This window comes from Simplicispira piscis (assembly GCF_054783455.1).
In genome coordinates this window covers 41,399-54,758 of the sequence record NZ_BAAGQN010000018.1, presented here as the reverse complement: position 1 = coordinate 54,758, position 13,360 = coordinate 41,399, and the positions used below count along the sequence as shown (strand labels likewise).

Below are 13,360 nucleotides of genomic sequence, written 5' to 3'. Positions count from 1 at the left end.
GCAGCGTCCGCAGGCACGACCATGAGTGCCTGGTACTGGCTGGCTGGCGCGCTTGCGGGCGGGCTCTTTGTGTACCTCGTCGCCGTGCTGCTGCGGCCTGAGGATTTTTCATGACCACCGGTGCCATCGTGCAACTGGGGGCGTTCCTGCTGGTGCTTTTTGCACTGGCCTGGCCGCTGTCCCGCGCCATCGACGCGGTCATGGACGGGCGATTCGCGTTGGGCCGCAAGCTCGAGTCGCCGCTGTGGCGCGTCGCGGGTGTCGATGCCGCGCAAGAGACGGGCTGGGTGCGCTATGCCCTGGGCCTGCTGCTGTTCAACAGCCTGGGCCTCTTGTTCCTGTATGCCCTGCAGCGCTTGCAGATGCCGTTGCCGCTGAACCCGCAGGGCTTTGCTGCGGTGTCTGCCGATTCGGCTTTCAACACGGCGGTGAGCTTCGTCACCAACACCAACTGGCAAGGCTATGGCGGCGAGACCACCATGAGCTACCTGACGCAAATGCTGGGACTGGCGGTGCAGAACTTCCTGTCGGCCGCCACCGGCATCGTGGTGGTGGTGGCGCTGGTGCGCGGCTTTGCGCGCCACAGCGCGGCCACCATCGGCAACGTCTGGGTGGACCTCACCCGCGCCACGCTGTGGGTGCTGCTGCCGCTGTCGTTTCTGCTGGCGCTGGCGTTTGCCGGGCTGGGCGTGGTCCAGACCCTTTCCGCGTATGTGAGCACCACCGGCGTCGAGGGTGGCAGCACGCAGCTGGCCCTGGGCCCGGTCGCTTCGCAACTGGCCATCAAGATGCTGGGCACCAATGGTGGCGGCTTCTTCAACGCCAATTCTGCGCACCCGTTCGAGAACCCCAGCGCGATCACCAACGCACTGCAGATGCTGGCGATTTTCATCATCCCCGCCGCGCTGTGCCTGGTGTTCGGGCGCATGGTCGGAGACAGGCGCCAAGGCTTCGCCGTACTGGCCGCCATGACCGTGCTGTTCGTGGTTTTTGCCGTCACCGTCAACTGGGCCGAGCAAGCAGGCAACCCGGCGCTCACCGCACTGGGCGTAGACCAAGCGGTCAGCTCCAGCCAGCCCGGCGGCAACATGGAAGGCAAAGAGGCGCGCTTTGGCATCAACGCCAGCACGCTGTTTGCCGCGGTCACCACGGCGGCGAGCTGCGGCGCGGTCAACAGCATGCACGACAGCTTCACGCCGCTGGGCGGCGCCGTGCCCATGGTGCTGATGCAGTTGGGCGAGGTGGTGTTCGGCGGGGTCGGCACGGGCCTCTACGGCATGCTGGTGTTCGCCATGCTGGCAGTGTTCATTGCCGGGCTGATGATTGGCCGAACCCCAGAATACCTGGGCAAGAAAATCGAAGCGAACGAGATGAAGATGGTCTCGCTCGCCATTCTCATCACGCCCTTGCTGGTGCTGCTCGGCACCGCCCTGGCCGTAGGCACCGAGGCGGGGCGGGCGGGCATTTTGAACCCGGGGCCGCACGGCTTCAGTGAAATCCTGTATGCCTTGACCTCGGCTGCCAACAACAACGGCAGTGCGTTCGCCGGCCTCTCGGCCAATACACCTTTCTACAACGTGCTGCTCGCCGCAGCCATGTGGTTCGGGCGCTTTGGCGTCATCGTGGCGGTGCTGGCCATGGCGGGCTCGCTGGCGGGCAAGAAGCGTGCAACCGCCACCGCCGGGACGCTGCCCACGCACGGGCCGCTCTTTGTCGGACTGTTGATTGGCACCGTGCTGCTGGTGGGTCTTTTGAACTACGTTCCCGCCCTGGCCCTGGGCCCGGTGGTGGAGCACCTGACGCTGGTGGAGCCCCTGAAATGACACGCCACACCACCCCGACCCTGTTCGACCCCGCGCTTTTGCGCCCGGCGCTTCTGGAGGCACTCAAGAAACTGGACCCGCGCGTGCAGTGGCGCAATCCGGTGATGTTTGTGGTGTACGTGGGCAGCGCCTTCACGACCGCGCTCGCGCTCTCCGAACCCAGCCTGTTCACCGCCTTGGTCGCGCTGTGGCTGTGGTTCACCGTGCTGTTTGCCAACATGGCGGAAGCGCTGGCCGAGGGGCGCAGCAAGGCGCAGGCGGCGTCGCTGCGCGGGCTCAAGAAGGAGACCTGGGCCAAACAACTGCCCAAGGGCGCCCCGGTGCCCGCCACGCGTGCGGCCATGAGCTGGCTGCCCATGGAGGCCGGCCAGCTCAAGCGCGACGACCTGGTGCTGGTGGAAGCCGGTGACACCGTGCCCGCCGATGGCGAAGTCGTTCTGGGCGTGGCCTCGGTGGACGAGAGCGCCATCACGGGCGAATCGGCGCCGGTGATTCGTGAGTCCGGCGGAGACTTCAGTTCCGTCACTGGCGGCACCCGGGTGCTGTCCGACTGGATCGTGGTGCGCATCTCGGTGAACCCCGGCGAGACCTTTCTCGACCGCATGATCGGCATGGTGGAGAACGCCAAGCGGCAGAAGACGCCCAACGAGATTGCGCTCACCATTTTGCTGGTGGCGCTGACCACCGTGTTCCTGGGCGTGGTGGTCACCTTGCTGCCGTTTTCGCAGTTTGGCGTGGCCGCCAGTGGCGCCGGCGAACCCGTGGGCCTGGTGGTGCTGGTGGCGCTGCTGGTGTGCCTGATTCCCACCACCATTGCGGGCCTCCTCTCCGCCATTGGCGTGGCGGGCATGAGCCGCATGATGCAGGCGAACGTGATCGCCACCTCCGGCCGCGCCGTGGAAGCGGCGGGCGACGTGGACGTGCTGCTGCTCGACAAGACCGGCACCATCACCCTGGGCAACCGCCAGGCCAGCGCCTTTGCCCCGGCGCCGGGCGTGAACGAGGCCACGCTGGCCGAAGCGGCCCAGCTTGCGTCGGTGGCCGATGAAACACCGGAAGGTCGAAGCATCGTGGTGCTGGCGCGCCAGAAATTCCAACTGGCTGAACGAAGCGCTGCAGCGCTGGACGCGCAGTGTGTGCCCTTCACCGCGCAAACGCGCATGAGCGGTGTCGACTTGCCTGGCGGCCGCAGCCTGCGCAAGGGCGCGGCCGATGCGATCCGCCGGCATGTGCAGGCGCTGGGCGGCGATTTCCCGGCCGCGCTGCAGGCTGTGGTGGACAGCATTGCCCGCCGCGGCAGCACGCCGCTGGTGGTGAGCGAGGGTGCCCGCGTGCTGGGTGCCATCGAGCTCAAGGACATCGTCAAGCCCGGCATCAAGGAGCGCTTTGCCGAGCTGCGCCGCATGGGCATCAAGACGGTGATGGTCACTGGCGACAACCGCCTCACGGCGGCGGCCATCGCGGCCGAAGCGGGGGTGGACGACTTTCTTGCCGAAGCCACGCCTGAAGCCAAGCTCGAACGCATCCGCGAGTACCAGGCAGCCGGCCAACTGGTGGCCATGACGGGCGACGGCACCAACGATGCGCCGGCGCTGGCCCAGGCCGATGTGGCCGTGGCCATGAACACCGGCACGCAGGCCGCCAAGGAGGCCGGCAACATGGTGGACCTCGACAGCGACCCGACCAAGCTGATTGAAATCGTGGAGACCGGAAAACAGATGCTGATGACGCGGGGTTCGCTCACCACCTTCAGCATTGCCAACGATCTGGCTAAATACTTTGCCATCGTGCCGGCCGCGTTCGTGGGCACCTACCCGCAGCTCTCGGCCTTGAACGTGATGCAGCTGGCCACGCCCAACTCGGCGATTCTTTCGGCGGTGGTGTTCAACGCGCTGATCATCGTCTTCCTGATTCCGCTGGCGCTCAAAGGGGTGCGCTACCGCCCGGTGGGCGCCGCAGCGCTGTTGCGCCGCAACCTCGCCATCTACGGCCTGGGCGGTGTGGTGGTGCCGTTCGTGGGTATCAAGCTCATCGACCTGGCGCTGGCAGCGCTGGGCGTGGTCTGATTTTTGTTCCGGAGATGTTATGACATCCTTGTTTCGTCCTGCCCTGGTGCTTTTTGTCGTGCTTTCCCTTGTGACTGGCCTGGCGTATCCGCTGGCTGTCACGGGTTTGGCGCAAGTGCTGTTCCCCGACCAGGCCAACGGCAGTCTGGTGAAGGCGAAGGGCGTGGTGGTCGGCTCCGCGCTGATCGGCCAGCCGTTTTCGCAGCCTGGCCATTTCTGGAGCCGGCCATCGGCCACTGCGCCCGATCCCTACAACGCGGTAGCGTCTTCGGGCTCCAACCTGGGGCCCAGCAATCCGGCCTTGGCCGAGGCCGTGGCGGCGCGCATTGCAGCGCTGCGCGCTGCCGATCCTGGCAACCACAGCGCTGTGCCGGTGGACCTGGTGACCGCCTCTGCCAGCGGGCTTGACCCGCACATCAGCCGCGCTGCCGCCGACTACCAGGTCAACCGGGTGGCCCGTGCTTTGGGCCTGCCGCCGCAGCGGGTGCAGGCGCTGGTGGCAGAGCACACCGAAGGCACGCTGCTGGGCTTTCTGGGCGAGCCGCGTGTGAACGTGCTGCGGCTCAACCTGGCGCTCGATGCCTTGCCCCGTGCCTGAAGCGGCGCTGGCCACCGCTTGCGTGCGTGTGGCGCCACCTGCTCTACAGTAGCTACCGATGAGCGACGCCCGCCCCAATCCCGACCAACTGCTCGAGCAAGTACAGCGCGACGAGGTGCGGGCGCGGCGTGGGCGGCTCAAGATCTTCTTTGGGGCCAATGCCGGTGTGGGCAAGACCTACGCCATGCTGTCTGCGGCCCAGGCCGCAAAGGCGCAAGGAACGCCCTTGCTGGTCGGCGTGGTCGAAACCCATGGCCGCGGCGAAACCGAAGCCATGGCCGCGGGGCTGGCGCGGCTTGCGCCCAGCCAGGTTGCGAACCATGGGCGTACGCTGCCCGAATTCGATCTGGAAGGGGCCTTGCAGTTTGGCGCTGCGCACGGCGGCGATCCCCGCGCCCTTGTTCTGCTGGACGAGCTGGCCCACAGCAACGCCGCCGGTTCGCGCCACCCCAAGCGCTGGCAGGACGCGGAAGAATTGCTCGCTGCGGGCATTGATGTCTGGACGACGATGAACGTCCAGCACCTCGAGAGCCTGAACGACGTGGTCAGCGGCATCACCGGCATCCGCGTGTGGGAAACCGTGCCCGACCGCGTTTTCGACGACGCCGACGAGGTGGTGGTGGTCGACCTGCCGCCCGACGAACTGCTGGCGCGTCTCAAAGCCGGCAAGGTGTATGTGCCGCAGCAGGCCGAACGCGCCGCCGCCAACTTCTTTCGCAAGGGCAACCTGTTGGCCCTGCGCGAGCTGGCCCTGCGCCGCACGGCCGACCGGGTCGATGGAGAGGTGCGTGCCTACCGGCGTTCGGTGTCCGTGCAGCCGGTGTGGGCCAACCGGGAGGCGCTGCTGGCGTGCGTGGGCCCGAGCGCTGCCGGTGAGAAAGTGGTGCGCAGCTGTGCCCGCATGGCCACGCAGCTCGATGTGCCCTGGCACGCGGTGCATGTGGAGACCGGCGCCCTCGACAACGCGCAGGCGCTGAAAGTGCTCAAGCTGGCCAGCGAGCTCGGGGCGACCACGGCGACGCTCTCGGCGCCGGAGCCTGCAGCCGCGCTGGTGCGCTATGCGCGCGAGCACAACCTTGTGCGCCTGGTGCTGGGGCGGGGTACGCGCGGGCGCTGGCGCTGGCGGCGGGCGCTGGCAGACCAGCTGGTGCGCAGCGCGGACGACCTCGACGTCTTGCAGGTGGCCCTGCCAACCAAGCCCGGCGCACCGGCGCCCGACCTCGCACGCGCACCGCGCACTCCGGATGAAGCGGCGGGCAGCGCGTGGCGCGGGTACGCCGCAGCGGCCACGGCCTGCGCGCTGCTGGCGCTGCTGGCAACGCCCATGACGGGTGTGCTCGAGCTGAGCAACATCGTCATGCTGTTCCTGCTGGTGGTGGTCGGCGTAGGGCTGCGCTTTGGGCGCGGCCCGGCGGTGCTGGCGGCCTTTCTGGGCGTGGCCTTGTTCGACTTGTTTTTCGTGCCGCCGCGCTTTTCGCTGGCGGTCAGCGACGTGCAGTACCTGGTCACTTTTGCCGTCATGCTCGTGGTGGCGCTGGTGGTGGGGCAGCTTACCGCTGGGCTCAAGGTGCAGGCGGCGGCGGCCATGCAGCGCGAGCGCCGGGTGCGCAGCCTCTACGACATGTCGCGCGACCTGTCGGCCGCGCTGCTGCCCGAGCAGGTGGGCGAGATTGCCGCCCGCTTCCTGCGCGCCGAGTTCCGCGCCCGCTCCAGCCTGCTGGTGGCCGACGACGCCAACCACCTTGAGCCGCTCGCGGGGGCCGAGGCGCCGGTGGACCTGGGCGTTGCGCAGTGGTCGTTCGACCATGCCGAGTCCGCCGGGCGCGGCACCGGTACGCTTCCGGCCAGCCCGTGCCTCGTCGTGCCGCTCAAGGCGCCCATGCGCGTGCGCGGCGTGCTGGTGCTGGAGCTCTTGGGCAGCGCGCCGCTCGGCCCTGAGCCGATGCGCCTGCTCGATACCTGCGCCTCGCTGCTGGCGATTTCGCTCGAACGCATCCACTACATCGAAGTGGCGCGCACCAGCACCGTGCAGATCGAGTCCGAGCGGCTGCGCAACGCGCTGCTGTCGGCCATCTCGCACGACTTGCGCACGCCGCTGGCCTCGCTGGTGGGCCTGTCCGACGCCCTCGGCCTGACCGATCCGCCCTTGAGCGCCGCCCAGCGCGAAGTCTCCGATGCCATCCGCGACTCGGCGCTGCGCATGAGTGCGCAGGTCAACAACCTGCTCGACATGGCCCGGCTGGAGGCAGGCGCTGCACCCCTGCACCGCGACTGGCAACCCCTCGAAGAGGTAGTGGGCAGCGCGCTGGCGGCAAGTAGCAAGGCACTGGCCGGCCGCGCCCTGCACGTAAACCTGCCGGCCGACCTGCCGCTGCTGCACCTCGACGCCGTGCTGTTCGAGCGCGTGCTCGTCAACCTGTTGGAGAACGCCGCCAAGTACACGCCCAGCGGAAGCGCCATCACCCTGGGCGCCGAGGCCGCCGCGCGGGAGGTGCTGCTGTGGGTGGACGACGAAGGCCCGGGTTTGCCCGAGGGCGCGGAAGAGCGCATTTTCGAGAAGTTCGAGCGCGGCAACCGCGAAAGCCCGCTGCCGGGCGTGGGCCTGGGCCTGGCCATCTGCCGCGCCATCGTGCAGGCGCACGGCGGGCGCATCCAGGGCAGCAACCGGCGCGCGCAGGGCCGCATTGCAGGCGCCCGCTTCACCATCGTCCTGCCGCGCGGAGAGCCGCCGCAGGACGACGGCACCGGACAGGGCGCGACACCATGAGCACACCTGAAAAACCTGCGGGCCACAGCATTCTGGTCGTCGAGGACGAAGCCGCCATTCGCCGCTTCGTCCGCCTGGCGCTGGGCGCCGAGGGGCACACCGTGCACGAGGCCGACAGCGTGGCCCGCGGCCTGATTGAAGCCGGCACGCGCCGCCCCGACCTCGTTGTGCTCGACCTGGGCCTGCCCGACGGCGATGGCATTGAAGTGATCCGCGGCCTGCGCAGTTGGTCCACGGTGCCGGTGATCGTGCTCTCGGCGCGCAGCCAGGAGGCGGACAAGATCGCCGCGCTCGATGCCGGTGCCGACGACTACTTGGTCAAACCCTTTGGCGCCGGCGAGCTCATGGCCCGCGTGCGCGCGCAACTGCGGCGCCACTACCAGCAGACGCCCGGCGGCGACCCGCTGATTGCCTTTGGCGATGTCCGCATCGACCTCGCTCGCCGCACCGCCGAGCGCGCCGGCCAGCCGCTGCACCTCACGCCCATCGAATACAAGCTGCTCACCCACCTGGCGTCGCAGCCCGACCGCGTCATCACCCACCAGCAACTGCTCAAGGCCGTGTGGGGCCCCGGCCATGCGGACGACACGCACTACGTGCGCGTGCACATGGCCAACCTGCGCAAGAAGGTGGAGGACAACCCCGCCATGCCCCGGCATCTGCGCACCGAGGCAGGGATCGGCTATCGGTTTGTTGCATAAACCTACGCTTCAATGTGCACAAATGACCGCATGTCTAATGAGTCGTCCCTGATTTATCCGTTTTCAAGCCAAGCCCAGGTGAGATGCTGACCTGGTGAGCGCGAAGTCGAGCCGTTTGCGCAGCGCCAGCGACCACGTTGGCGATAGACCCGCGATCTGGCGCAGCAGCCAGCGGATGTTGTAGCCCGCCGCGCACAGCAGTGCATGCAGCCGATCACCCTGCTGACCCTTGAGAGGGCCGCGATCCATGCGGTGATCACTCTTGAGGTGGCCAATGATCGGCTCAATGGCCTGGCGCCGCTTGAGCAGCTTTCTCTGTTGCCCGCTGATCCGCCTGGACTTGCCCCGATAGCCCAGATCGACGAATACCGTCGCTAGCTAGGCCCCGCTGTCCTGCATCAGGATCGCTGCCTGCTCCAGTTGCTCGTTCAGTTGGAGGTCCACTGCCACGTTGATGGTCTGCGACAGCAGTTCTTCCCCGCCTTCCTCGCCCAGCAACTGGCGGAACTTGACCACGGTGGTGGCGTCGCAGGGCTGGCGGTCTTCGTAATAGGCGCAGCCCGAGAAGAACTGCCAGCGGGGGGAGTCAGCGCGACCACGCCTTCGTCGGATCCGTTGAAGGCGTGCTTGAGGTACAGCAGCGCGCTGCACCTGTTCACCAAAGAGATCCAGATCGGGCATGGCAACGCCAGCGCGAGCCTTGCGCAAGAACAGATGGGCCACTGAGGCCTCGATTTGCTGCCAGGACATGCGCGAGGCCAGCACGGCCAGCAGATGGCGCAGGTCGATCATGTGGTCGATGCGTTAACGGAAGAAATCCTCGGTGGCGGGGCAGGCAAACAGCACGGCAGAACTCCCAGAAAACAACCACTATTGGAAATCAAACTGGGCGTTCAGAGCATCAGCAATCACCCAAAAATCAGTGTTTATGCGGGCTGCAGGGGTTGTTCAGGGGCGCCTCATTGGGGTTCAGGGGTGGGTGCTGCGGGGCTCATGCGAAGAACCTCCACAGCGCAATCACCAGCAGCCGCGCCAGCCAAAGCCTTTGAACAGGCCGTCGGCCCGGCCCATCAGAGCCGGGCCGCGCAGGGTATCGGGTTACTTCTTCTGTCCGATGTAGCGAAAGCCGTCCTTGCCATTGGCGCGGAACTCGTATTTTTTGGTGTCGTTCTGGAACACGCCGGACGTGTTGATCTCCATGAATACCGGAATTTCGGGAATGGGGGCGGCTACCGTTCCCACATTCACGGGCAGGGTCACACTCGCCTTGGCGTTGACCTTCCAGGAGATGATGGCATATACCTCCTTCACGTCCATGTTCACCAGGGGCAACCAGTGGCCGCCAATGCTGGAGTGTTTGGCGTCGTAGTAGCCCGTGAGAGCGAACTTGACCTCGGTTTGGGTAACCGGAATAACCCCTTTGGTCTTGAGCGTCACCACCTGCGAGGTGCCGGACCTGGTCTGGGCATAGTTGTCCCACTGGGGGTCGCTCGAGGCCAGTGCGCGTGTGAAGGCCCCCGTGGCGACGGTCTCGGGGCGGTTGTCCTTGATGACATCCCAGCCGAATTTTGCTACCGCGATGGCGGTAGCGGCGTTCTTGAGCGCCTTGGTCTGCGGTTGCAGATAGCCCTGCACAAAGGTCGAAATGTCCGTGGCGGCCTTGCCATACTGGTCATACAGGCTGCTGAAATCGTCCTGGCGCGAGGCCATCAGGGCCAGAAACTGCTGCCAGTTGCTGCCATGCGCATGCAGCACGTCGAGAAGCTGCCTGGGGGTGATCTGGGCATTGCTCAGAAACTGGCTCAGTTCGGCCTCGACCTTGCCGGTCTTGTCGAGCGTCGGATGGGCATCCAGCGTTTCGTAGAAATCGACGAACTCCGGCAGGCTCAGACCAGAGTTGCGGTAATCCGTATAAATGGTTGCCAGCGAAATATCCAGGTCGTGCACCTCTTGCGCCAGCTTGCTGGCGTCCAGCGTACCGTGGCGTTTGCCCAGCTCGGCCCACAGTTGAGGCACGAAGGCTTGGATGGCTGCCACTTCGGGCAAGGCATCGGCGGCCTGCGTCTTGGCGTCAATGCGGCTGACTTCAATGGGGATGAGCCCGTCGCTGGCGAGGTCGTCGGCGGTGGTGACCAGCTGGCCGCTGTTGCTGAGGCCGTAGACGCGATAGGTCGAGATTTCAGTCAGCGTGTCGTCCAGGCTCAACTCGACGCTGAATTCGTCGCCGGGAATCAGTTTGCTGTCATCGCTGCCGCCACAGGCGCTGAGGAAGGCAGCCGCCAAGGCTGCACACAAAATGGATTTCTTCATGAACGGGTTCATCCTTGATTGGTACGGCAACGATGATCGAATGAACCCTGGCACTTGTCATTCCCTGATTTCAGGTATTTTGAAGGGTATGAGAGCCTTGAGTGATCGAACGACGCACGCCGGTGTGCTCCTACTGCCTGCCCTGCCCAAATCATGCACCTGTGGCTCCAAGCTGCTGCGCAGCGAACCGACTTGAACGAGGCTTGCCGCGCATGGGGTCATAACCAGGATCCCGAGCCTTTTGTGTGGCACAAAGGCGCCGACACCCTGCTGGTATCTGTCGCGCGGGTCGCTCGTTCAATGGTTTGATGCGTATTTCCGAGATGTCGCACTGGCATTCACAAGAAGATCCTGAAATCATCCGCCAGCGCTTTCCAGTCAATCGTTTGCAGCTATTTTTTCAATAGCAACGTGAGACTCACCACCGTCCCCGTTGCGCCCGATACCATCTCCAGCGTGCCACCCATGCGCTCGGCCCGAGCGGCCATGCTGCGCATGCCCACGCTCAGCCCGGCTTGTTGCACGGCCTGCACGTCAAATCCCACGCCGTCATCCTCAATGCGCAGGCATAACACACCGGGCTGCGGCTGCGTGCATCGCACGCGCACCTGCCGCGCCCGGCTGTGCTTGATGGTGTTCGACAACGCCTCCTCTACCAGCCGCGTCAGGCCCAGGCACTGCAGCGCGCTGGGGCGGCCCTGCCATTGCAACGGCATGTCCCAGTGCGACGTCACCTCCATTTCATCAAAGATACCGGTAAACCGGTGGCGCAGCGGCGCGGCCCATTGCACCGGCGTATCGGGCACCTGTGCACCGGCGCTGGAGCCCTGGTCGATCACCTGGCGCAGGTCGTCGCGCAGCACCTTCAGCAATGAAAGCACGCGCTCATTGGGCAAGGGTTGGGGCGCCTGCTCCACCAGCGCCATGCTGCGCATCAGGCTGCCGCCCAGACCGTCGTGCAGGTCGTGCGCAATCTGCATGCGCTCCTGCAGTTTGGTGTGGTCCAGTGCCTGGGCGTGCTCGCGCTCCAGTGCCTGGGCCAGATCGGCGCGGGCACGGGCCACTCCCTGCTCCAGCGCGCGGTTGAAGCGCTCCACGCTGCGCACCCGCTGCATGAGCTGCGCGCCCAGCAGCAGCATCACCAACGAGATCACCAGCAATCCGCTCAACGCGGCCCAGTTGCGCGCCACGTTCCAGCGGTCCACCCCCGGAACGAGCGTGATCACCGTGAGCACCATGACCGCCAGCCAGCACAGCGCCAGCAGCATGTGCAGGGGCTTGCGCCCCCCAGGCCGGGAGCGCCACGCGTGCCACTGGAACTGCAGGCAGTTGACCATGAAGACCCCCATGGCCCACTGCCACACCCTGCCGAACCACGGCCCCGCCACATCGTCCGGTACCAGCACCGCCGTGCCAGCGCCCAGTGCCGCCAGCACCCACAGCACACGTTCCGCGAGCGGCAGCTTCTGCCCGCCAAAGCGCAAGGTGAACACGCAGGCGGACAGCACGTAGCCCACCAGCGCCACCATGCTGAAACGGCTGCGTGTGATCGCATCGGGCCAGGGCCACTGCGTGTACGCCAGATAGGTGGTCAGATAAGCCAGCCACGCCAACGCCATCAGTCCGAACCAGCCGTAGGCTGCCCCAGCCGGTGTATTGCGGCGCAGCGCCCACACCACCAAAAACAGTGTGCCCGCCATGCCGCACAGCACCGCGTTGATCAGGTACAGCGTGCGTTGGCGCCACTGGGTGCGATGGTGCTGCGCGGCTACCGTGGACGCGTCGCCCAACCGCACAGCGCGCAAGCCCGGCCCCAGCGCCACCGGCCCCACGGCGCGCACCCACACCGTGTTCACGCCCGGCTGCAGGCCGGATTCGGGCAGCACCCACCACCGCGGCACGTTCCAGCTGCGCGACAACGGCTCCACCAGCGAGGCGTCGCGCCACAGCAGATCGCCGTTGTTGTACACCTCGCCCGCCACGCTGATGCCGTCAATGCCCAGAGCAACGGGTTCGCCGTTCGCACAGCCGCGCTCCCAATCGATGCGGTACCAGCCCGAGTCGCCGTGCGCGGGCCAGCGGGTTGACCACGTATCGGGCAAGGTCACATCCACCCATCCGGTGGGGGGCCGGGCGCCGTCCAGCGCTGGCGCCGCCTGCACCGACACAATGCGCGGCGCGCAGGCATCGGCCAGCACCCCACCCGGCAGCCAGAGCGCCAGCGCGGCCAGCCACATCAGCAGCCGCATCAGCCCAGCCACCCGCGCGAACGTGCCTCACGCACCGCGCCCGTGCGCGATGACACCGCCAATTTGCGATAGACGCGCTTGACGTGGCTTTCCACGGTGTAGCGCGACAGGAACAGCTGCTCTGCGATCTCGCGGTTGGACAGGCCATCGGCCACCAGCCGCAAAATTTCGTTCTCGCGCTCGCTCAGGCAGTTCTCCGGTGGTGGCGGAGCGCCTGGCGCCGCCGCTGCCGGCGCGGGCAGCAACTCCAGGATGCGCCGGGCAATGAACGGGTCGATCGGCGCGCCACCGCGCAGTACGCTGCGGATCGACAGCATCACCTCCATGTCGTCGCGCTCCTTGAGCACATACCCGGTGGCCCCCGCGCGCAGCGCGCCCAAAATGGCCTCTTCCGAGCTCCAGGCCGACACCACGAGGATGCCCACGCCGGGGTCATCGGCGCGCAATTGCACGATCAACTCGCGCCCATCGCCGTCGGGCAAATGTAAATCCACCAGCACCAGCGCCATGGGTTGCTGCGCCAGGCAGGAGCGCGCCTCGGCCAGCGTGGCGGCGAACAACAGCGCGTCTGGCGGGTAGCCCAGCGCGCTCAGCACCCCGCGCAGGCGCTGCTGCAAGAGCGGCTCATCTTCCACCACCAGCACGGGTGCGGGCAGGATGGGATCGTTGGCGGGGGGAGACATGGTGCGGGCAACCAAAAAGAAACAAGCGCGATGGTAGGCCAGCGGGCCGCCCCCGCGTATCCCTGAGATTGGGTAATTTGCGCATACACCCCCAAATTACCCAATCTCAGGGATACCGCAGCCGGTCACAAGTCCCTACGATTCTTCGCCATGCGCACCCATC

At 66.5% G+C, this 13,360-nt stretch carries 9 protein-coding genes and 2 pseudogenes; 6 read left to right on the top strand and 5 right to left on the bottom strand.

From position 1 onward, the window contains the following. Positions 1-21 precede the first annotated feature (21 nt). Genes kdpF through ACYVOC_RS13725 form a run of 6 tightly spaced genes read left to right on the top strand, consistent with a single transcriptional unit; the run spans position 22 to position 7,955 of the window. Positions 22-114, top strand: a complete 93-nt coding sequence (gene kdpF / locus ACYVOC_RS13750) for a K(+)-transporting ATPase subunit F (protein ID WP_116002951.1) — start codon at positions 22-24, stop codon at positions 112-114. After that, complete coding sequence (gene kdpA / locus ACYVOC_RS13745) at positions 111-1,823, top strand: potassium-transporting ATPase subunit KdpA (protein WP_461162175.1); 1,713 nt, start codon at positions 111-113, stop codon at positions 1,821-1,823. The genes kdpF and kdpA overlap by 4 nt, the downstream gene beginning before the upstream one ends. Beyond that, positions 1,820-3,889: a potassium-transporting ATPase subunit KdpB gene (gene kdpB / locus ACYVOC_RS13740; RefSeq protein ID WP_461162174.1), complete on the top strand. Its 2,070-nt coding sequence runs from the start codon at positions 1,820-1,822 to the stop codon at positions 3,887-3,889. The genes kdpA and kdpB overlap by 4 nt, the downstream gene beginning before the upstream one ends. A gap of 19 nt (positions 3,890-3,908) precedes the next feature. Further along, the gene (gene kdpC, locus ACYVOC_RS13735) at positions 3,909-4,487 is read left to right on the top strand and encodes a potassium-transporting ATPase subunit KdpC (protein ID WP_461162173.1); all 579 of its coding nucleotides are present in this window, start codon (positions 3,909-3,911) and stop codon (positions 4,485-4,487) included. A 58-nt stretch (positions 4,488-4,545) separates the two neighbouring features. Beyond that, the gene (locus ACYVOC_RS13730; protein ID WP_461162172.1) at positions 4,546-7,254 is read left to right on the top strand and encodes a DUF4118 domain-containing protein; all 2,709 of its coding nucleotides are present in this window, start codon (positions 4,546-4,548) and stop codon (positions 7,252-7,254) included. After that, the gene (locus ACYVOC_RS13725) at positions 7,251-7,955 is read left to right on the top strand and encodes a response regulator (protein WP_116002946.1); all 705 of its coding nucleotides are present in this window, start codon (positions 7,251-7,253) and stop codon (positions 7,953-7,955) included. Before ACYVOC_RS13730 ends, ACYVOC_RS13725 begins: the two co-directional genes overlap by 4 nt. Before the next feature lie 159 nt (positions 7,956-8,114). On the opposite strand, the pseudogene ACYVOC_RS13720 reads toward ACYVOC_RS13725, so the two are convergent. From ACYVOC_RS13720 to ACYVOC_RS13700, 5 genes and pseudogenes are all read right to left on the bottom strand, one after another. Beyond that, positions 8,115-8,387 (bottom strand): annotated as a pseudogene (locus ACYVOC_RS13720) (transposase); the annotation flags it as partial. A gap of 39 nt (positions 8,388-8,426) precedes the next feature. After that, a pseudogene (locus ACYVOC_RS13715) lies at positions 8,427-8,636 on the bottom strand (transposase); the annotation flags it as partial. Between the two features lie 417 nt (positions 8,637-9,053). Then, a complete protein-coding gene (locus ACYVOC_RS13710; RefSeq protein WP_461162171.1) occupies positions 9,054-10,265 on the bottom strand; it encodes a hypothetical protein in 1,212 nt (403 codons plus the stop codon). 392 nt (positions 10,266-10,657) lie between these two features. Next, positions 10,658-12,514 carry a sensor histidine kinase gene (locus ACYVOC_RS13705; protein WP_461162170.1) on the bottom strand — a complete coding sequence of 619 codons (1,857 nt, stop codon included), beginning with the start codon at positions 12,512-12,514 and terminating at the stop codon, positions 10,658-10,660. Beyond that, positions 12,514-13,197: a LuxR C-terminal-related transcriptional regulator gene (locus ACYVOC_RS13700; RefSeq protein WP_116005907.1), complete on the bottom strand. Its 684-nt coding sequence runs from the start codon at positions 13,195-13,197 to the stop codon at positions 12,514-12,516. Before ACYVOC_RS13700 ends, ACYVOC_RS13705 begins: the two co-directional genes overlap by 1 nt. Between the last annotated feature and the right edge of the window lie 163 nt (positions 13,198-13,360).